At 40.3% G+C, this 20,457-nt stretch carries 17 protein-coding genes; 12 read left to right on the forward strand and 5 right to left on the reverse strand.

All coding sequences use genetic code 11. The annotated features are described in order from the left end of the window. Nucleotides 1–76 precede the first annotated feature (76 nt). Nucleotides 77–616, forward strand: a complete 540-nt coding sequence (locus tag B3139_RS19685; RefSeq protein WP_209578373.1) for a DUF2892 domain-containing protein — start codon at nt 77–79, stop codon at nt 614–616. 68 nt (nt 617–684) lie between these two features. Here the strand turns inward: B3139_RS19685 and B3139_RS19690 are convergent, their stop codons facing one another. Then, nucleotides 685–1,149: a hypothetical protein gene (locus tag B3139_RS19690; protein WP_293885178.1), complete on the reverse strand. Its 465-nt coding sequence runs from the start codon at nt 1,147–1,149 to the stop codon at nt 685–687. Between the two features lie 66 nt (nt 1,150–1,215). Beyond that, nucleotides 1,216–1,698 (reverse strand): DUF4293 domain-containing protein, encoded by a 483-nt coding sequence (locus tag B3139_RS19695; protein WP_293885179.1) that lies wholly within the window; start codon nt 1,696–1,698, stop codon nt 1,216–1,218. Nucleotides 1,699–1,888: 190 nt separating this feature from the next. Here B3139_RS19695 and B3139_RS19700 point away from each other — a divergent pair, with 190 nt between their 5' ends. Further along, nucleotides 1,889–2,410, forward strand: a complete 522-nt coding sequence (locus B3139_RS19700; RefSeq protein WP_293885180.1) for a hypothetical protein — start codon at nt 1,889–1,891, stop codon at nt 2,408–2,410. Here B3139_RS19700 and B3139_RS19705 read toward each other — a convergent pair whose 3' ends face one another. The 3 genes from B3139_RS19705 to B3139_RS19715 all read right to left on the reverse strand — a co-directional run bounded on the left by B3139_RS19705 (nt 2,411) and on the right by B3139_RS19715 (nt 6,587). Continuing rightward, nucleotides 2,411–4,174: an ABC transporter ATP-binding protein gene (locus B3139_RS19705; RefSeq protein ID WP_293885181.1), complete on the reverse strand. Its 1,764-nt coding sequence runs from the start codon at nt 4,172–4,174 to the stop codon at nt 2,411–2,413. A gap of 24 nt (nt 4,175–4,198) precedes the next feature. After that, entirely contained in the window at nt 4,199–4,954 is a 756-nt protein-coding gene (truA, locus tag B3139_RS19710; protein WP_209578365.1) for a tRNA pseudouridine(38-40) synthase TruA, read from the reverse strand. 331 nt (nt 4,955–5,285) lie between these two features. Further along, nucleotides 5,286–6,587 (reverse strand): UDP-N-acetylmuramoyl-tripeptide--D-alanyl-D-alanine ligase, encoded by a 1,302-nt coding sequence (locus B3139_RS19715; RefSeq protein ID WP_293885182.1) that lies wholly within the window; start codon nt 6,585–6,587, stop codon nt 5,286–5,288. Between the two features lie 193 nt (nt 6,588–6,780). On the opposite strand from B3139_RS19715, the gene B3139_RS19720 reads away from it, so the two are divergent. From B3139_RS19720 to B3139_RS19765, 10 genes are all read left to right on the forward strand, one after another. Then, complete coding sequence (locus tag B3139_RS19720) at nt 6,781–7,761, forward strand: pectinesterase family protein (RefSeq protein ID WP_209578361.1); 981 nt, start codon at nt 6,781–6,783, stop codon at nt 7,759–7,761. 88 nt (nt 7,762–7,849) lie between these two features. Further along, nucleotides 7,850–9,520, forward strand: coding sequence for a glycoside hydrolase family 28 protein (locus B3139_RS19725; RefSeq protein WP_209578360.1), 1,671 nt, complete (start codon nt 7,850–7,852; stop codon nt 9,518–9,520). A 7-nt stretch (nt 9,521–9,527) separates the two neighbouring features. Beyond that, the gene (locus B3139_RS19730; RefSeq protein WP_293885183.1) at nt 9,528–11,444 is read left to right on the forward strand and encodes a glycoside hydrolase family 88 protein; all 1,917 of its coding nucleotides are present in this window, start codon (nt 9,528–9,530) and stop codon (nt 11,442–11,444) included. A 5-nt stretch (nt 11,445–11,449) separates the two neighbouring features. Beyond that, on the forward strand, nt 11,450–12,487 hold the full coding sequence (gene pelA / locus B3139_RS19735; RefSeq protein WP_293885184.1) for a pectate lyase: 1,038 nt from the start codon (nt 11,450–11,452) through the stop codon (nt 12,485–12,487). Between the two features lie 16 nt (nt 12,488–12,503). Beyond that, nucleotides 12,504–14,021 (forward strand): tagaturonate reductase, encoded by a 1,518-nt coding sequence (locus B3139_RS19740; RefSeq protein WP_293885185.1) that lies wholly within the window; start codon nt 12,504–12,506, stop codon nt 14,019–14,021. A 94-nt stretch (nt 14,022–14,115) separates the two neighbouring features. Continuing rightward, on the forward strand, nt 14,116–15,762 hold the full coding sequence (locus B3139_RS19745; RefSeq protein ID WP_293885186.1) for a UxaA family hydrolase: 1,647 nt from the start codon (nt 14,116–14,118) through the stop codon (nt 15,760–15,762). Between the two features lie 13 nt (nt 15,763–15,775). Then, a complete protein-coding gene (gene uxaC, locus B3139_RS19750; RefSeq protein ID WP_293885187.1) occupies nt 15,776–17,176 on the forward strand; it encodes a glucuronate isomerase in 1,401 nt (466 codons plus the stop codon). A gap of 5 nt (nt 17,177–17,181) precedes the next feature. Continuing rightward, nucleotides 17,182–18,207 (forward strand): sugar kinase, encoded by a 1,026-nt coding sequence (locus B3139_RS19755; protein WP_293885188.1) that lies wholly within the window; start codon nt 17,182–17,184, stop codon nt 18,205–18,207. Further along, nucleotides 18,204–18,851, forward strand: a complete 648-nt coding sequence (locus tag B3139_RS19760) for a bifunctional 4-hydroxy-2-oxoglutarate aldolase/2-dehydro-3-deoxy-phosphogluconate aldolase (RefSeq protein ID WP_293885190.1) — start codon at nt 18,204–18,206, stop codon at nt 18,849–18,851. The genes B3139_RS19755 and B3139_RS19760 overlap by 4 nt, the downstream gene beginning before the upstream one ends. Before the next feature lie 97 nt (nt 18,852–18,948). Further along, nucleotides 18,949–20,391 (forward strand): MFS transporter, encoded by a 1,443-nt coding sequence (locus B3139_RS19765; RefSeq protein WP_409530096.1) that lies wholly within the window; start codon nt 18,949–18,951, stop codon nt 20,389–20,391. Nucleotides 20,392–20,457: the final 66 nt, after the last annotated feature.

A 20,457-nucleotide genomic window follows, 5' to 3' on the forward strand; every position in this document is an offset into this window, starting at 1 on the left:
AACAAGTTGCTTAAACGGTGAAATTAACGGATATTTGCAAGATTAAATTGAATAAAAATATTTTAAACAAAGATTTATGTCAAATCTCGTTAGAATCATTATTTGCAGTGCATTGCTTATCGGAACAGTCGCCTTATTCTGGACTGGGAACTGGGGCTGGGGAATATTAGGTATTTTCGTCACGATTTTAGGCTTCGTTACTGTATTTTTCCATGAATATATGCTGATTGCGCAATGGCATATGCGTAAACAAAATATGGTCGCAGCAGAAAAATGGCTAGGAAAAATCACCAACTACGAAAAGCAATTGATTCCACAACAGCACGGTTACTACAATATGCTGATTGGGCTGATCGAATCACAACGTGCACCCATGCAATCTGAAAAATATTTTAAGAAAGCATTGGCTCTGGGTTTGCATATGGACCATAATATTGCTTTAGCAAAATTAAGCCTGGCCGGGGTAGCAATGGCAAAACGCAATAAGCGTGAAGCAGAAAAACTTCTTCAAGAAGCGAAAAAAGCAGATAAAAACAAATTATTGGCGGACCAGATCAAAATGATGAAAGATCAGATGGGCATGATGGACAGGCAGCAGATCCGATATAATCGATAATATTGACCAAATAAAAAAGCTTCAAAGTTATAACTTCGAAGCTTTTTTTTAAACGATACCTCAATCAACTAATTCTTTAATGGAATAGGAACATCCAAAAACTCGCCTTCTTCTGTACTGCTCTCGAACACCAGCTTGATCATAAGCGGCTTATCCGTTTTCTTCCAATCCTTAACAACCACCTGTATATCCACAGGCTTATCTTCTTCTAATAAATAATGCAGATAATTCTGTTTATCCTCGAACTTAACTAAAACATTGCCCATTTGGATGCTTGAAAAAAAATGGGACTGTTTTTTCTGATCCAACACTTGCGTGGAAAAGGTATTCATTTTATATTCCCTCGGATCAGTACTGTACGATATAGCAAATAGATTAACCACCAATTCTTTCTTAGATTCATCTACATAATATCCCTTGACATCAAACTGAATATCGTCAACAACCAGCAACGAATCTGCAGATTGCGCATGTACTATTGTGCCACCAAGGAAAAGTATAAAGATGGACATATATCGAACAAAAACATTCATATCATATATACTTAAAAAAGCCACGAAAACCGTAGCTTTGACTATTATTGTATTATTATTTTAAAATTATGCCCGTAAGCGATCCGCAGATCGGATTAACTTTTCATCTTTTCGCACGCCTCCCATGGCTAACGCACAGAAAATAATCGAAATTGGCAATAAAAAGAATCCTACTCCGATATTTCCAGCACCCAAAAATTGGCTTACTGTAGCTAAATGGGTACTTGCAGATGAATATAACCATATTGCAAATAATATAATCGCCACGATCTCTACCCAGATAAGCAAAAGTTGAACTTTACGTTTTTTAAACTTAAATATCGTAAATATCGGAAGCCCTCCTAATAAAACGGTTGCTACAGTCTGAAGGATATACCCAAATCCCCCTTCATGTACAGCCTGGCCTGCAGCCACACCATACACGCCAGTTACTTTTACATTTTTCCCTAACCCCACTAAATCGCTATAATTAACATAGGGAAATAGAAACAAGCCGAATATGACTAATCCTGCTATCAGCAAATAAACAGTTTGGATACGTTGAATCATAGTTTAATTTTTGTACAGCAACAAACTTAGATAAATTGATCTTTATATGCAATATAATTGCTTCCGAAAAAACAATCAACTTTATAGCTCTTTAAGTAGAAAAACAATCAAACCAACATTTTGTTGCAATTTTTTACCGGATACCAAAGGGCATCTTTTTTAGAAAGCTTTATCTTTGCGAAAAAAAAACATGTTATATATATACGGTGCAACTGCCCACGCAAAAACTGCAGTCGATGTAGCAGAAGACCTCGCGATTGATATTGGTGGCCTTATCGACAAATCGCTGCTCATTGAAGATGTATTCGATTATGAGGTTCAACTTCATCATCAAGTTAAAGATACGGAAGAAGAGTTCTTTATTGCAGTCAAAAATCCGGGTCTTCGCCAACGGATTGTATCGGAAAATGCTGGATGGAACTACAAGACGCTCATCCATCCGAAAGCTTTCGTATCGAAGAGGGCAGAAATTGGAGAAGGTACCATTATCCTACCTGGCGCTTCTGTCGCCCCTGATGTGCAGATAGGTGACCACTGCATTATCTCGGGCTCTGCTGTTATCGAAAGTAATACCATTATTGAAGATTTCGTTAATATCGGACCAAATGTTTCAATTGGATCAAATGTTCTTGTAGGACGGGGTTCCGAAATTAAAGCAAATACACGTATTGAAGATGAAGAAACTATTCCTAAAGAGAGTATTATTGCTTAATTAAATTCCTGCGGAATGAAATTGCAAGTCGTATAGTTTCTTATAGTAACCATCAAAAGATAACAATTCCTGATGTGTTCCGATTTCTTTTATTTCGCCTTTATCCAACACAATAATCTTGTCCGCCTTCTGAATGGTGGACAAGCGGTGAGCAATGACAATTGATGTTCTTCCCTTCATTAAATTGTCAATTGCATGCTGGATTAGCTCTTCCGTTTCGGTATCCACCGAAGAGGTCGCTTCATCCAAGATAAGAATCCGGGGATCGTGCACCAGCGCCCGTATAAAAGAAATCAACTGTGCCTGTCCAGCAGACAAAGTTGCACCCCGTTCTTTCACATCATAATCATAGCCCCCGGGCAGCCGCATAATAAAATTATGCGCTCCTACTTCCTTCGCGGCTGCGATTACCTGCTCCCTAGAAATCGTTGGATCACCGAGCGTAATATTGTTGAGCACACTATCCGAAAAAAGGAATACATCCTGCAATACCGTTGCTATTGTATTTCTCAAATAATCAAGGTCATAATCGCGGATATTACGGCCGTCCAACAGAATTTCACCTTTATTTATTTCATAAAACCGGCTCAGAATGTTGATCGTCGAAGACTTTCCGGCACCAGTAGCTCCCACTAAAGCCAAAGTCTCCCCTGGATTGACATTGAAGTTCACATCTTTCAGCACCCAGTTTTCTTCATTATAGGCAAACCAAACGTGCTTAAAAACAATTTCTCCGTTGATATGACGGGGTTTCAAGGTGCCTAAATTTGGTGTCTTTTCGTCAGTGTCCAGGACTTCAAAGATGCGCTCAGCGCTCACCATCCCCATTTGAAGGGTATTAAACTTATCTATAAGCTCCCGAATGGGTCTAAAGATCATATTGATATACATGATAAAAGCGACCACGACACCAGGAGAGATCACATCCCCCATAATCTGCTTGGAACCGAACCAGACCAATAACCCCAAGGCAATGGCCATGATAATTTCCAAAACAGGAAAAAAGATGGAGAAGTACCAATTCGTCCGGATATGTGCATTTCGATGTTGTGCATTAATCTCCTTAAACTTATCCATTTCTTGGTTTTCGCGCGCAAAATACTGGATAATACCGACTCCCGTAATGTGTTCTTGTAGAAAAGTATTTAAGTTGGAAACCCATTTTCTCACATCAATAAAAGCAGACTTCATCGCCTCTTTAAACACATAAGTCGCGCCCACCATCAAAGGCATTGGAATTAAAACAATCAATGTCAGTTTCCAGTCGGAGTAAAACATGACAACCAGAATAACAACCAGCTGCAATAAATCACCAATAATCTGGATCAACCCTTCAGAAAAAATATTTGAAAGGGTTTCCAGATCAGAGATGGTACGTGTAATCAATTTTCCCAATGCCGTACGATCAAAATATTTCAGCCTGAGTTGTACGATGTGATTAAATACCTGAATTCGAATATCGCGAATTACGGACTGCCCAAGGGTATTCGTCATTAGGGTATGATAATAACGGATCAAAGTCTGTAGGATGACCAGGGCCAACATCGCTATCAACATAAAAGATAATCCGCTTGTATCGAAGTTTAAGATATAGTTATCCAGTGTGTGCTGAATTAGCATGGGCAAAGCGGGCGCCACAGCGGCTAACAATATCGTTAGAACGACCGATATCCAAAATGTGACATGATACGGCCGCATATAGCGACTCATGCGCTTTACCAAATTGATATCGTAGGTTTTACCAGTTATTTTATCTTGACTCACGTTAAATTCTATATCTATTAAATACTATAAATAAGGATATGCTACTTCTGTTAAATACAAGCCATGTGCCGGCACGGAAACGCCAGCTTTCCCTCGGTTCTTGCTATGAATTACCTCCTGCATAAACGAAATTGGCTTGCCTTTTATTCCAATTTCCAACGATGTGCCCACAATAGCACGTACCATATTACGCAAAAAACGATCTGCTGCAATGTGAAAAACCAATTGTTGCTCACTATGCCATACCCACTCTGCTCTACGAATATCGCAAATATTTGTAAACACCTGCGTATGAGACTTACTAAAGCATTCGAAATCTTGCTTACCCAGTAAGAATTGTGCCGCTTCATTCATCTTTTCTACATCCGGGCGATCGCGCATAAAACATGAATAGGGATATAGGAAAGGATCTTTATGAAAATGAAGATGGTACTCATATGATCTTTGTGTCGCATCAAAGCGTGCATGCGCTTCAGGCCCCACTTCAATCAAGCGCTTTACTGCCACATCAAAAGGCAATAAGGCGTTAAGTGAATGAATAAATCGATCTGCTTTTTGCAAAATGCCTACAGGAACAGCATCAAAATGTGCATACAATTGTTTCGCATGAACACCGGTATCTGTGCGGCCAGCACCAGTTGTTTCGATGGGTTCCCGCAATAGGATTTCAAGCGCATTATTCAGTACTTCTTGCACGGAAATTGCATTATTCTGAATCTGCCAACCATGATAAGCCTGCCCAAAATAGGCTATTTCTAAAAAAAAACGTCTTTTATCCATTATATGTAACAAAGGTACGTTTTTCCAAATGAGCATCATTTCTCCGTAGAACGAATTTGCTCATTTTACTCATTATTTAATTCTTACATGACAAAACTGTTTGTTTTGCACTTCCTTTTTACTCAAATTTGCCTGATGGGTAATTTGGTATTCAGCGGCACCAAAGCCACAGTAAACACCTACTATCTTCGCCATGCGACCACGGTAAGTCCACCGTGAGTCCACGTTGAGTCCACCTTTTAAAGTACATTCAATGCGGGAGCACCATGGTCGCAATATGGTCGCACGCCAAACTTATCCCCTAGTTGTGCATAACACAAAGCTAAAAAGACTATAGTAATTCGACTAAATTTTCAAACGCCATGCCCCTTGAGGCTTTCAGTAAAACCGTGCTGTTCATTACTGGCGTGTCACGGATGGCTTGTTTTGCTTCGGCAGTAGTTTCATAAAACTCTCCCCCCTTGTATTGATGCACAAAAAACTCTTTTCCAACAAAGATCTTACGATCAGCTGGGATAGATCTTACGTTTTCGACAATTTTTTTATGCTCTTCAAAAGATTCTTCTCCCAATTCGAACATATCTCCCAATACAATTGCTTTCTTATCCGCATCAATAATACGGATATTATCTAGTGCAGCGGACATGCTCGTTGCATTTGCATTATAATAATCGCAGATCAGTGTATTGTGTGCAGTTTTCATCACCTGAGAACGATTGTTCGTTGGGGTGTACCCTTCAATCCCCCGATTGATGGCAGCAGCAGAAATGTCAAAATGCAACCCTACAGCAATAGCAGCTAGAAAATTTTCGGTATTATAAGATCCTGTTAATTGGGTATTTACTACATAAGAGTCGGTCGTACCCTTCTTTTGCCATTCAATTTGCAACAGAGGATTTGCTTTAAGAAGCTTCCCTATGACCTGATTATTTTCCGAAAAACCATAAGTAACAATATCGGTTATCTGGCGGGCGGCAGCCATTTCCTTGAGATGTGGATTATCCGCCTGCAAAAATAATACACCTTGATGGTCCTGCAACCAGTCGTACAGTTCGCCTTTGGTTGTCTTTACACCTTCAAAAGATCCAAAACCCTCGAGATGTGCTTTACCAACGTTAGAAATCAAACCATGTGTCGGTTCGGCAATTCCACATAAAAAAGCAATTTCTTTCAAATGATTTGCTCCCATTTCTATAATTGCCAGTTCGATCGAATCGTCTATTGCTAATAAAGTTAACGGAACTCCAATGTGGTTATTTAAATTTCCTTTCGTTGCATATGCCTTGAACTTTTGTGAAACCACCGCATATAACAGCTCTTTGGTTGTAGTTTTTCCATTCGTACCAGTCACGCCAATAATGGGAATATGCAATTGATGCCGGTGATAATTCGCAAGCTGCTGCAATGTACTAAGAACATCATCAACAAGAATATAACTTTCATCTTTTTGGTAAATATCTTCGTCAATAACAACATATTTGGCGCCCATTTCAATCGCGTTTTCTGCGAAAGTATTGCCATTGAAATTAGCCCCTTTTAAAGCGAAAAAGATACTATCTTTTCCAATTTTACGTGTATCTGTTGTAATATTCGGATACTGTTTATAAATCTGATAGAGTGATTGGATATCCATGTTGAGCAATTTGTTGAACAAACTTAGAGAAATTGCTTTTTATATGCAATACAATTATCTTTCGTCTAAACAATTTAGCATCTAACACCTTTCCGCAAACGTGACCGATAACGTTTGCGCATTTATTTTGAGGGATTTTCTTTAACGAAGGCTTTAATATTGGTAATTTCATTGACCAATTAAACAATCTGGAATGCGAGCAACTATACTTTCTCTTTTTTTTATCCCTTTTTTTCTTTTTGCTGTGGACGTAAAGAGTTATGACTTTACCGTGGCCGCGGATGGTACTGGAGATTTCACCACGGTTCAAGACGCCATCAATGCTGTCCCTGATTTTCGAAAAAAGGAGACTAAAATATTTATCAAAAATGGAACCTATCGCGAAAAAATCATTGTGCCGGGAAGTAAGCAGTTTGTCACCTTGATTGGTGAAGATAAATTTCGAACGGTTATCAGTCATGATGATTACGCACAAAAGAAAAATCGTTTTGGCGAAGAAATGGGTACCTCTGGCTCTGCAACATTCTATTGTTATGGCGATGACTTTACAGCTATAAACCTTTCTTTTGAGAACGTATCTGGCCCGGTGGGGCAGGCTGTTGCAGCCTGGATAGCAGGCGATTGCAACCTGTTTCTCCATTGTCGCTTCTTGGGTTTTCAAGACACCTTGTATACCTATGGGAAAGGTGCGAGGCAGTTTTATTTTCAATGCTATATCGAAGGAACGGTGGATTTTATATTTGGCGCGTCCACAGCTTGGTTCGAGGACTGCGAACTACATTGCAAAAACAGCGGATATATTACCGCCGCCGCAACTCCAGAGCAAGCAGACTTTGGCTATATTTTTAACAACTGCAAGGTAACTGGAAATAAAGACACAAAGAGTTTCTACTTAGGTCGGCCTTGGCGGCCTTATGCCAAAGTAATCTTCATGAATTGTAACCTACCAGAATTTATAGAAAGCAAAGGGTGGCACAACTGGGGAAAGGAATCGAACGAAAAGACAGCCTATTTTGCAGAATATAACAGTAAAGGAGCAGGTTCCATGTCACAAAGTCGTGTCAAATGGAGTCATATCCTAACTGATGGAGAAGTAAAAAACTTTACTATTCAGCATATTTTCAAGGATTGGACGCCAAATCTCTCATTCGATAGCGTAAGTGATGGCCGGTAACGATTGCATAAGTTTTTCATCTAAGTTACGAACAAAGAATGTACAATTGCTTTTGCAAATAACCGTTTTTAAACCAAAATGTAAAAAAATGACTCCGTTTAAAAGGTACTATTCCCGTACATTACAATTCGCACTCGGTTTGCTTCTTATGCTGCCACAGATTGGCATGTCACAAGAACCGGCTCGTCCAATTATACAGCAGGTCGAATTTAAAAAAGACACTTTAAATATTAGTAATTATGGAGCCAAAGGAAATGGTCAATTTCTGAATACGGCGACTATTAACCAAGCCATACGCACGTGTAGTGAGCGTGGTGGGGGCGTGGTATTGATCCCTGCAGGGATTTGGCTAACAGGCCCTATTGAGATGCAGAGTAATGTAAATCTACACCTTAAACGAGATGCAGTCTTGCTATTTACAAAGGATTTTGATCAGTACAAACTTGTTGAATCAAATTGGGAAGGAGAGCCAGCATGGCGGAATCAAAACCCAATATCGGGTAAAAATCTAAGCAATATTGCTATTACAGGTGATGGTATTATTGATGGAAGCGGCGATGCTTGGCGGATGGTCAAAAAAAGCAAACTCACAAGCTCTCAATGGAAAAACCTTGTAGCATCTGGCGGGACAGTCGATAGCGATGCAGCAATATGGTACCCCTCGGAAAGTTCTCTTAGAGGTTCAAAACAAAAGAAGGCGGGCGTAATCCGTCCGGGTACGACCGCCGAAGACTTCAAAGATGTTAAAGATTTTTTACGTCCCAATCTTTTGGTATTTACAAATTGTAAAAAAGTATTAATAGAAGGGGTTACAATCCAAAACTCCCCAGCCTGGAATATACATCCCCTTTTATGTGAAGACCTTACCTTACGTAAAGTATCTGTCCGCAACCCTTGGTATGGCCAGAATGGGGATGGTGTAGATGTTGAATCTTGTAAGAACGTCCTCATTGAAGATTGCACTTTCGATGTTGGTGATGACGGCATTTGTATTAAGTCCGGCCGCGATAAGGCGGGGCGAGAACGGGGTAAACCAACAGAAAATGTCATTATCCGCAACAGTGTTGTTTATCACGCTCATGGGGGCTTTGTGATTGGCAGTGAGATGAGTGGCGGAGCTCGCAATATATGGGTTGAAGACTGTTCATTTATTGGTACTGACATTGGACTTCGTTTCAAAACAACAAGGGGCAGAGGTGGAATTGTTGAAAATATATTTATCAATAATATCAATATGGTTGATATCCCTGGTGAAGCGATTTTATTCGATATGTATTATGCTGCTGTAGATCCGGTACCGCTTGCTGGAGAAAAGAGACCGGCGATAAAATCAGTCAACATTCCAGTCACAGAAGAGACACCACAATTCAAGAATTTCTATATCAAAAATATTGTAGCTAAGGGAGCTTCAAAAGGTATTTTCTTCCGAGGTCTTCCTGAAATGCACATTCAGAATATCTGGATTGAGCATGCAACACTGCAGGCAAATAAAGGAATTGAAATCATTGAAGCTTCGCAAATCAATCTTAAAAACATTGTATTAAAAACACAGCAAAGTAATCCTCTCATTATTATTGAAAACAGCAGCGGCATACATTTGGACAATATCCAAGCACTGGATGCTCCTGAGCTGTATGTCCAAGTATCTGGCGATAAAAGTGACAATATACGACTAACAAAATCCAATACTTCCTCGGCTAAAGTTGTCAGTCAATTTATTGCAGGAAGTACAGAAAAGTCCTTAACAATTAAAAATTAGGAATGTGATGAGAAAGTTATTTTTATTTTTTTTAGTCCTGCCGATGTTTATTCCATTCGCAGGATTTGGACAACAGAAACCTCTTTCTGAACAAATGGCCAACACAGTACTTGAAAAACTCTATCCAGATTCTTTATTTAATAAGACGGACAAGTTTCCAAAATGGTCGTACGATATGGGGGTTATTTTTGAAGGCTTAACAGCGGTATGGCGCAATACAGGAAATGCAGATTATTTTAACTATATGCAATCCCGCATGGATGCTTACCTGAGTATACCTGATTCTATTAAAAATTATGATGTCAAAGACTTCAATATTGACAATATCAAAAACGGCACAACCCTATTAATGCTATATAAAGTAACAGGCAAAGAAAAATATCTTCAGGCATGCCATCGGTTATATGCACAACTTCAAAAACATCCACGTACTCACGAGGGCGGTTTTTGGCATAAGAAGATTTATCCTTATCAGATGTGGTTAGATGGCCTTTACATGGCCCAGCCCTTCTATGCTGAATACGCTAGCCTTATGAATATTCCATCCGCTTTTGATGATATCGCAAACCAATTTGTTTACATGGAAAAAAATGCCCGTGATCCAAAAACTGGGCTTTTGTATCATGGTTGGGACGAATCAAAGAAGGAACGCTGGTCCGATCCAAAAACAGGTCTATCACCACATTTTTGGGCCCGCGGTATGGGCTGGTATGTAATGGCTCTGGTAGACGTATTGGATTATTTTCCGGAAGATCACCCGCGCAGACAGGAACTGATCGCAATCTTAGATCGAACCCTATCAGCCGTTGTTAAATACCAGGACACCAAAACTGGTGTTTGGTACGATATTGTGGATTTGGGAACGAGAAAGGGAAATTATTTAGAGTCTTCAGCTTCCAGTATGTTCGTATTTGGATTAGCGAAATCATTACGTAAGGGGTATATTCGAACATCGTTTCAGAAGTATTTGGATCGGGGCTATCAAGGGATCGTAAAGGAATTTATTAGCGTTGCTGGAGATAACCGTGTAGACCTCAACAAAACGGTGCAGGTTTCTGGTTTAGGCGGAAAAAAATATCGCGACGGTAGTTTTGCATATTACATGAGTGAACCCGTTGTTACTAACGATCCAAAAGGTATTGGTGCCTTTATCCTTGCCGCATCAGAAGTTGAATTTGCGCAGGGAAAAAAAGGCAAAAAACAACATGTCGTCACACTGGATAATTATTTCAACAATGAGTATAAAAAGACGGCATCAGGTGAGCTTAAACCCTATCACTACCTTTGGGATGGTGATGACAACAACGGTTTTTCCTTATTGGGCAGGATATTTGAAAAAAATGGAGGGAAGTTAAATACTTTAAAGACAGCACCTACATTAAATAATCTCTTGAAATCCAATATTTACATTATTGTGGATCCTGACACAGAGAAAGAAACCGAAAAGCCGCATTTTATGAACGAAACCCATGCACAGCAGATTGCTCAATGGGTGGACAGGGGGGGCGTACTTGTTCTTTTCTTAAATGATAGCGGTAATTGTGAGATTAAGAAATTCAATATGCTTGCGCAAAAGTTCGGCATTACATTCAATGAAGATAGCCGTAATAGCGTAAAAGGAAATGAATTTCAAACAGGCGCAATACCTATCCCGAAAGGTGATATCGTATTTCCAAATACATCCAAAATATATATCAAGGAGATTTCAACATTACAGGTAAAATCTCCCGCTCAGACATTGATTCAAGACCATGGTGACACGATCATTGCTACAGCAAAATATGGAAAAGGAACGGTATTTGCAATCGGAGATCCCTGGTTGTATAACGAGTATACAGACGGGCGAAAGTTACCGAAAGAATACGAAAATTTTACTGCGGCCAATGACTTAGTACAGTGGTTATTTAAACAGGTCAATAAATAAGGACTATGAAAAGAATCGCTATTGTTAGTTCCATCGCGGCTTTCTTATTGGGTAGCCCATGCGTTGCACAAGGCCTGGCTGCCAAAGATTCACTTGCAGAGAAGATGCTTGTATATCAGCTAACAAATGGTGCCTGGCCTAAGCAGTTGGTCGACAAAAGCGTCGTCGACTATAAGCTTCCACTTACAAAAGAGCTGCTTCGAAAGATCAAAAAAACGGATATTGATCATGCCACGCTTGACAATGGTGCGACAACCCGGGAAATAAATGGGTTAATAAACGCTTTTAAGGAGACAAAGAACGACGTTTACCTGAAGGCTGCCGAAAAAGGCATTTCCTATCTCCTATCAGCTCAATATGACAACGGTGGGTTCCCACAGTATTATCCCAATAAATCGCTTTATAGAGCTGAGATCACCTATAATGATAATGCGATGATCAATGCATTGATGGTTCTACACCATGTGGCCAATAAGCAGCTTGGTTTTGACGCTGTTAATCCTACCTTTATATCCAAAGCTCAACACGCCATAGCGAAGGGCATAGCATGTATCCTAAAAACTCAGGTCATCCAAGACGGAGAGCGGAGTATATGGGCTGCCCAATACGATGAGCAAACATTAATACCTGCCCAAGCCCGAAAATTCGAACCCCCTTCATTGAGTACCAGTGAATCGGTTGCTATCGTCCGTTTTTTAATGCTGCAGCCTGTAACGCCCGAGATTCAACAGGCCATTGAACAGGCAATAAATTGGTTTCAACGAAATGATATCGAAGGTTACCGTTTTGATCACGTTAAAAACACGTTGACAGGCAAGAGTGAACGTAAACTTATCGCTGATAGTTCGTCCACGATATGGGCCAGATTTTATCATCTAAAGGACAACCGTCCCCTTTTTGGTGATCGAGATAATACGGTCAAATACCGTTTCGATGAAGTATCCGAAGAACGGAGAAATGGATATGCATGGTTTGGAAATTGGCCCGAAAAACTTATACAAAAAGATTATCCAAAGTGGAAAAAACAACATCACATTCAATAAATAAAAATAGCATCACATGTTACTAACGCAACATACTATACAAACGATTAATGCTGATCTGGTGCACAAGCCCACAGCAATTTCTTTCTCCTATCCGGAAAAGATCCTCCAATTTGGTACGGGTGTATTGCTCAGGGGTCTACCTGACTATGTTGTTCATAAGGCCAATCAGCAGAACTTGTTCCAAGGAAGAGTGTTGGTTGTGAAGTCGACCGCATCCGCTGGCGCCGATGCCTTCGAACAGCAGAATAGTTTATATACATTATGTATCAAAGGTATAGAAGACGGGATGGAAGTTGCTCATTACGAAATCAACAATGCTATTTCTCGTGTGCTATCTGCAAATCAGCATTGGGAAGAAATATTGAAAAGCGCAGAAAATCCAGATCTTGAAATTGTCTTTTCCAACACAACGGAGGTTGGTATTACCATGAGCGACGACAACGTCAATGCCATGCCGCCGGCCTCTTTTCCAGGTAAACTTCTCGCCGTTCTATACCGGAGATTTGTCTATTTTAATGGCGACACAAACAAGGGTTTAACTATAGTTCCTACCGAATTGATTACCGAAAACGGGAGTAAACTAAAATCTATTATCACGGAGCTGGCGAAACTTAACGAGTTACCCGATTCATTTATGGATTGGCTTGACACCGCCAACGATTTCTGCAACACCTTAGTCGACCGTATCGTTCCTGGAGCGCTCCCCTCAACAGAATATGCAAAAACCTGCGAGCTATTAGGTTATGAGGATCAATTGATGATTATGGCAGAACCCTTTCGCTTGTGGGCAATCGAATCATTGTCTGAGCGTGTGAATCAACGACTTTCTTTCGCTTTAGCAGACTCCAATGTATTATTGGTTCCGTCGATTGAAAAATACAAGGAAATCAAGCTTAGACTGCTCAATGGGACACATACATTGAGTTGTGCTCTTGCGCTTCTTTCAGGCTTCAATACGGTAAAAGAAGCGATGAAAAATTACGCTTTCCACCAATTTGTCAGTTCCTTAATGCGCGATGAAATCGGTCCAGCTATCGTAAGCGAAACTATCTCCGTTTCAGATATTAACGATTTTTCATCCAAAGTGATTGATCGCTTCGCTAATCCACATCTTGAACACAAATGGGAATCCATTGCTTTGAATTACAGTTCAAAAATGGCCATGCGGAATATCCCTTTATTAAAAAAATGGTATGCGAAGCATCATGAAGCACCGCAGCTTTTTGCGCTTGGTTTTGCAGCCTATCTTTATTTTTTAAAATCCGAGCAGAAAGATGATCATTATATCCGTGTAATCAATGGGCATACCATCGAGCTTCAAGATGAGTTGGCTCCAAAAATATACGCCGCATGGGCGAATCAAGATCAGATTGTGCATACCCTACTTTCTGCAATAGACCTATGGGGTGAAGATTTAACGGAATTTGCACGTTTTGAAGAAACAGTTAAAGAAAAATTACAACTGATCGCTGAAAACGGAGCTTTAAAAGCAATTGAGCTTTCATTAGCCTTTGATAATAAGAAAGTATAACAAGTTACCACATGAAATACGCTCGCTTGAAAATCCAATACGCTATTCAAAACAACCGTGTATTTCAAAGGGGACTTAACAAAAAGAAGCTTTAATGAAAAATAAAGTATTACAAATACACCCCAAAGACAACGTCTTAGTTGCCTTACAAGATCTTAAAAAGGGTGATACGATCTCGTTTGAGGGAAATCATTATATTTTGCAGGAGGATATTCCTGCCAAGCATAAATTTTTTATGCAAGACATGCACTTTGGTGATGAAATCTACATGTATGGTTTACTGGTAGGGAAAGCGCAATTTGATATCCCGCAGGGAAGTATCATGAATACGGACAATACCAAACATGCTGCGGAGCCCTATCATTTCAGACCTTCAAATTATCATTGGGAAAAGCCCGATGTTTCCAAGTTCGAGGGTCGAACTTTCCAGGGCTACTTACGTTCAGATGGTCGTGCCGGAACTGCAAATTACTGGTTATTCATTCCGACTGTCTTCTGCGAAAATAGAAATCTTGATGTGATCAAAGAAGCACTGTATAATGAACTTGGGTATTCTGTGACTGGAAAATATAAAAACTTCACTCACCAGTTATTAACAGCCTACGAAAAAGGGGAAGAGTTATCTGTCGCCTCTCTGGAGCGGCTAAATAGTACAACAGATCAAAGTGATCGCATTTTTAAAAACGTTGATGGTATAAAATTCCTAAATCATCAAGGTGGTTGTGGTGGAATACGCCAAGATGCAGCCATATTGAGCAAATTATTGGCTGCCTATGCAGATCATCCAAATGTGGCCGGTGTGACAATCTTGAGCTTGGGTTGTCAGAACCTTCAACTCAATGACCTTGTTAAGGATATCAAATTACGCAATCCTGCCTTCGATAAACCCCTCTTTGTATTTGAACAACAACAATCCAAAAGCGAAGAACTGCTCATTAAAGAAGCGATCTTGCAGACTTTCGTTGGACTGACGGAAATCAATAAATTCTCGAGACAGCCTGTTCCATTGAGTAAATTGACCCTAGGGGTAAAATGCGGCGGCAGTGACGGATTTAGCGGTATCTCTGCCAACCCTGCCGTTGGTTACACAGCCGATCTTCTGGTTACGCTGGGCGGCAAAGTTCTCTTAGCTGAATTTCCGGAGTTATGCGGAGCCGAGCAGAATTTAATAGACCGTACTATCGACCCCAAAGCAGCGAATAAATTCATTGATCTGATGACGGCCTATAGCCATGCAGCCGAAGCTGTTGGTTCTGGATTTTACATGAATCCCTCTCCAGGAAATATTCGTGACGGTCTTATTACCGATGCGATCAAAAGCAATGGTGCTGCAAAAAAGGGCGGGACATCTCCCGTGGTTGATGTTCTGGACTATACAGAAGAGGCGACGAAGCCAGGTCTTAATCTAGTTTGCACTCCAGGGAATGATGTGGAAGCTACTACAGGAAAAGCTGCCGCAGGTGCAACACTTATTCTGTTTACTACAGGCTTGGGCACTCCTACTGGTAACCCGATATGTCCCGTCATCAAAGTGGCGACAAATAATGTCCTGGCAACTAAAATGGCTGACATTATCGATATCAATACCGGTCCTATTATAGATGGAGATAAATCGATCCAAACGATGGGAGAAGACATATTAGAATATTGTATCAAGGCAGCCAGCGGGGAAGTAACTCCTAAAGCTGTGTTATTAAATCAGGATGACTTTATACCTTGGAAAAGAGGTGTAAGCTTATAAATCAGCATATAGCATGAAAACTTTTTTAGACGACAATTTTTTATTGAAAACGAATACAGCGGTTGAGCTGTATCACAATTATTCAAAACAGCTGCCCATCATTGATTACCATAATCACTTGATTCCGGAGCAGATCGCAAACGATGTTAAATTTGAAAATATCAGCCAGGTTTGGTTAAATGGTGATCATTATAAATGGCGGGCCATGCGCGCAAATGGGGTCGATGAGCGTTTTATCACTGGCGATGCCCCAGATGAAGAAAAATTTGCGAAATGGGCAGAGACAGTACCTTATACTTTGCGTAATCCACTCTATCATTGGACACATCTTGAATTACAGCGATATTTTGGAATTACGGATATCTTATCGCCAAAAACCGCTTCTAAAATATATGCAGATACTGCTTCCAAATTGAGCCAAGACAGCTATTCTGTACGTGGTCTGCTTAAAATGATGAACGTAGAAGTTGTCTGCACAACAGACGACCCGATCGATAGCTTAGCATTTCATCAACAGTTTGCAAAAGAACACGAATCGTTCAAGATGCTACCTGCATTTCGCCCCGACAAAGCAATGAACTCGGACGATATTATCGCTTTAAATCAATACATTGATAAACTTGAAGAGGTAAGTGACATTCAAATCAATAGCCTAGGAACATACTTAGAAGCATTAAAATCAAGACATGATTTCTTTGCGGACCATGGATGTAAAGTGTCGGACCATGGTTTGGAACAAATCTACGCGGAAGACTATACCGAGACAGAAATCGTAGCGATCTTTGATAAGATTCGGACAAAAAAGGAAATTTCTATCTCAGAAAGCTTAAAATTTAAATCTGCGATGCTGATTTATTTTGCCGAATGGGATCATGAAAAAGGATGGGTTCAGCAATACCATCTGGGCGCACTACGCAATAACAATGCGCGCATGCATCGTCTGATAGGCCCAGATACCGGATGGGATTCTATTGGAGATTTTAGTCAGGCACGTGCATTGTCAAAATTTTTGAATAAATTAGACAATCAAGATAAGCTAACCAAAACCATCTTGTACAATCTTAATCCTGCAGACAACGAACTTATTGCCACCATGATCGGTAATTTCAATGACGGTTCTATCAAAGGGAAGATTCAATTTGGCTCAGCTTGGTGGTTTTTGGACCAAAAAGATGGCATGACAAAACAACTCAATACGCTATCAAATATGGGGCTACTAAGCCGACTTGTGGGTATGCTGACCGATTCCAGAAGTTTCCTTTCATTCCCTAGGCATGAATATTTCAGGAGATTAGTCTGTGACATATTTGGGGAAGACATCGAAAAGGGAGAAATACCAAATGATATCCAATGGGTAGGGAAAATCATACAGGATATCAGCTATAATAATGCGAAAGAATATTTTGAATTTTAATGAACATGCAGGGTAAAGTTTTAAGCTTTGGGGAATTGCTGCTAAGGATCTGCCCCGATATCGAACAGGATTGGATCGAACAACATCAGTTGCCGTTCTATGTGGGCGGTGCAGAGTTGAATGTAGCCACAGCTTTGGCATTGTGGGATGTGCCATCAGCCTATCTTTCTGCTGTGCCCCAAAATGCCATCTGCGAGGGTATTGACAACTACCTAAAACGTAGAAATATCGACACATCAGCAATGCTATGGGGTGGAGAACGATTGGGCATCTACTATCTTCCCAAAGGGAAGGATTTAAAAAATGCAGGAGTAATTTATGATCGCGCAAATTCATCGTTTTCCAATCTCAAAGTAGGCAGTATCAATTGGGATGAGGTCTTTGTTGACGTCAAATGGTTTCATTTTTCTGCGATATGCCCTGCAATCAACCAAGATATTGCCGACCTGTGTTTAGAAGCTGTAGCAAAAGCACAAGAGAAGGGTATTTTTGTGTCACTAGACCTGAATTATCGTGCAAAGCTTTGGAAATACGGAAAATCTCCGAAGGAGATTATGCCTGCCATTGCCAAGTATTGCAATTTAATCATGGGAAATATCTGGGCAGCACATCAAATGCTTGGTACCCCACTAGATGAAAGGTTTCTTAATTCTTCTTCGGATTATTTAGAAGAAGAGTTATTGGCGCAAGCGGATCGTACAAGCAGAGAAATCATTGTCACTAATCCGATATGTCAATATGTGGCCAATACTTTTCGTTTTGACCATCAAAATAAAGGAATAAAGTATTATACAACACTGTTTGACAAAGACAGCCTCATTAAATCAACAACATATATTGCGGACGAGATTTTGGATAAAGTAGGCAGCGGCGACTGCTTTATGGCAGGTCTGATTTATGGGCTATACTCCAATCTTTCTCCAAAAGCGACATTAGAGTTTGCCACGCTTGCCGCATTTGATAAACTATTTATTGCAAGCGATGCAACAACGAGTTCTGTAGACGATATAAAAAATAGAATGACAGCATGAATTTAAAAGAGATTGTATTAGATAAAATCATTGAACAAGGGATGCTTCCCCTGTTCTTCCATCACGATAAAGCAGAAAGCATCGCGATTCTACGCACATTATACCAAGCAGGAATACGTGTTTTTGAATTTACAAATCGAGGTCCCGAAGCTTTGGCTGTTTTCGAGCGCTTAGTTGCCACAAGAGACCTGGAGATGCCAGATCTTTATTTAGGTATTGGGACGATTAAATCCGTTAACGAAGCACAACAATTTCTACAAATTGGTGCGGATTTTATCGTTTCACCACTGGTCAATCCGCTGGTTGGATCGTTAGTGCACGAGCAGCGTAAGCTATGGATTCCCGGATGTATGACACCGACAGAAATCTATACGGCTCAAGAACAAGAGGCAGCACTTATCAAATTGTTTCCTGCAAATATTTTAGGCCCAGCATTCATGTCATCAATCCGGGACCTATTTAAAGGTCAGAAATTTATGCCGACGGGGGGTGTAGAAATCGAAATGGATAACTTAAAGGCATGGTTCAAATCAGGCGTTTGTGCTGTGGGCATGGGGAGCAAGTTAATTGACCCTAAAGACACCAGTAATTTAGTCGAAAATACACAAAAAGCGCTTGAATTCGTTGCAGAAGCAAGACAATAAAAACTCGGGTGTTACCCTTAAAAAGCGGGCGTACTAATCGCGTATACTGGCAGGGGCAAACAGACTCGTACATTAAAAATAAACTATTAAACCCATTATGATTAACACGGAGAAAAAGGGTAATTACCGTTGGGTAATATGCTCGCTACTATTTTTTGCCACTACCATCAACTACCTGGATCGTCAGGTGCTTTCCTTAACGTGGAAGGATTTTATCAGTCCTGAATTTCATTGGACAAATACCGACTATGGCAATATTACCGCATTATTTTCGATTTTTTATGCAGTCAGTATGCTTTTTGCAGGTCGATTTGTAGATTGGATGGATACAAAAAAGGGATTTTTATGGGCGATCGGGATCTGGTCCATTGGCGCGATATTACATGCATTTTGTGGTATCGCTACTTCAGGCATCGTGGCTGGAGAATGGTTTGTTGGTTTTGAAGGGGCAAAAGAGGCTATATCTCATGTGAACAACGTGGGTTTGGTATTGAGCGTCAGTGTCAATCTATTTATCTTCGCCCGGTTTGTTCTTGCTGTGGGTGAAGCTGGTAACTTTCCGGCGGCGATTAAAGCTACGGCAGAGTATTTTCCTAAAAAAGATCGGGCTCTATCCACCAGTATTTTCAATTCAGGAGCAACCATTGGGGCATTAGCTGCTCCATTGACCATCCCGATTATCGCAGCCCATTGGGGCTGGGAAATGTCCTTTATCATCATCGGTGCATTGGGATTTATATGGATGGGTTTTTGGATCTTTCTTTATAAAAAACCACATGAAAACCCGAAAGTAAACGCTGCCGAACTGGCTTACATTCACCAGGATGATCATGAACATGCGTCGGAGCAGACTGGTCTAACAAAGCAACCACGAACTACGATATCTGAATGTCTAAAATACAAGCAAACCTGGGCTTTTGTCTTTGGTAAATTTATGACGGATGGTGTCTGGTGGTTCTTCTTATTTTGGATGCCAGCCTATCTTTCGGCAGTATACGATATAAAATCATCAGATACTGAAGGTCAGCTCGCCATTTTTGTGCTTTATGCCATCACCATGTTATCTATATATGGGGGCTGGTTACCCACCTATTTTGTTGACAAAAAGGGTATGAATGCTTATGAAGGACGTATGAAAGCTATGTTATTGTTTGCCTTTGTCCCTTTAGTTGTACTTTTTGCTCAACCTCTGGGTCACATATCTTATTGGATACCTGTCATTCTAATCGGTTTCGCAGGAGCAGCACACCAATCTTGGTCTGCCAACATTTTCTCAACCATAGGCGATTCTTTTCCCAAACGTGCTATTGCGACTGTTACAGGCATCGGAGGCCTTGCTGGGGGCATAGGCGCATTTATAATTAACAAAACATCAGGCTGGCTATTCGATTATGCCAATGAAACGCAGCTCATTTTTATGGGCTTTAAAGGCGAGGAAGCAGGATACTTCATTATCTTTTCTTTTTGCGCTATAGCATATCTAATTGCATGGGTTGTAATGAAAACACTAGTACCTAAACTAATTTTAATAAAAAATTAACATATATTGCAAAATTTATATTATATTAGCAATATCTTTATAAATATCAATCTAAACCATTTTTAA

The sequence above is a fragment of the Sphingobacterium sp. UBA1498 genome (assembly GCF_002325125.1).
Lineage (GTDB): Bacteria > Bacteroidota > Bacteroidia > Sphingobacteriales > Sphingobacteriaceae > Sphingobacterium.

Bases quoted from the DNA above. Each gene is read 5' to 3' on its own strand.
- B3139_RS19685 (WP_209578373.1), top strand. From the start codon at position 77: ATGTCAAATCTCGTTAGAATCATTATTTGCAGTGCATTGCTTATCGGA.
- B3139_RS19690 (WP_293885178.1), bottom strand. From the start codon at position 1,149: ATGAATGTTTTTGTTCGATATATGTCCATCTTTATACTTTTCCTTGGT.
- B3139_RS19695 (WP_293885179.1), bottom strand. From the start codon at position 1,698: ATGATTCAACGTATCCAAACTGTTTATTTGCTGATAGCAGGATTAGTC.
- B3139_RS19700 (WP_293885180.1), top strand. From the start codon at position 1,889: ATGTTATATATATACGGTGCAACTGCCCACGCAAAAACTGCAGTCGAT.
- truA (WP_209578365.1), bottom strand. From the start codon at position 4,954: ATGGATAAAAGACGTTTTTTTTTAGAAATAGCCTATTTTGGGCAGGCT.
- B3139_RS19715 (WP_293885182.1), bottom strand. From the start codon at position 6,587: ATGGATATCCAATCACTCTATCAGATTTATAAACAGTATCCGAATATT.
- B3139_RS19720 (WP_209578361.1), top strand. From the start codon at position 6,781: ATGCGAGCAACTATACTTTCTCTTTTTTTTATCCCTTTTTTTCTTTTT.
- B3139_RS19725 (WP_209578360.1), top strand. From the start codon at position 7,850: ATGACTCCGTTTAAAAGGTACTATTCCCGTACATTACAATTCGCACTC.
- B3139_RS19730 (WP_293885183.1), top strand. From the start codon at position 9,528: ATGAGAAAGTTATTTTTATTTTTTTTAGTCCTGCCGATGTTTATTCCA.
- pelA (WP_293885184.1), top strand. From the start codon at position 11,450: ATGAAAAGAATCGCTATTGTTAGTTCCATCGCGGCTTTCTTATTGGGT.
- B3139_RS19740 (WP_293885185.1), top strand. From the start codon at position 12,504: ATGTTACTAACGCAACATACTATACAAACGATTAATGCTGATCTGGTG.
- B3139_RS19745 (WP_293885186.1), top strand. From the start codon at position 14,116: ATGAAAAATAAAGTATTACAAATACACCCCAAAGACAACGTCTTAGTT.
- uxaC (WP_293885187.1), top strand. From the start codon at position 15,776: ATGAAAACTTTTTTAGACGACAATTTTTTATTGAAAACGAATACAGCG.
- B3139_RS19755 (WP_293885188.1), top strand. From the start codon at position 17,182: ATGCAGGGTAAAGTTTTAAGCTTTGGGGAATTGCTGCTAAGGATCTGC.
- B3139_RS19760 (WP_293885190.1), top strand. From the start codon at position 18,204: ATGAATTTAAAAGAGATTGTATTAGATAAAATCATTGAACAAGGGATG.
- B3139_RS19765 (WP_409530096.1), top strand. From the start codon at position 18,949: ATGATTAACACGGAGAAAAAGGGTAATTACCGTTGGGTAATATGCTCG.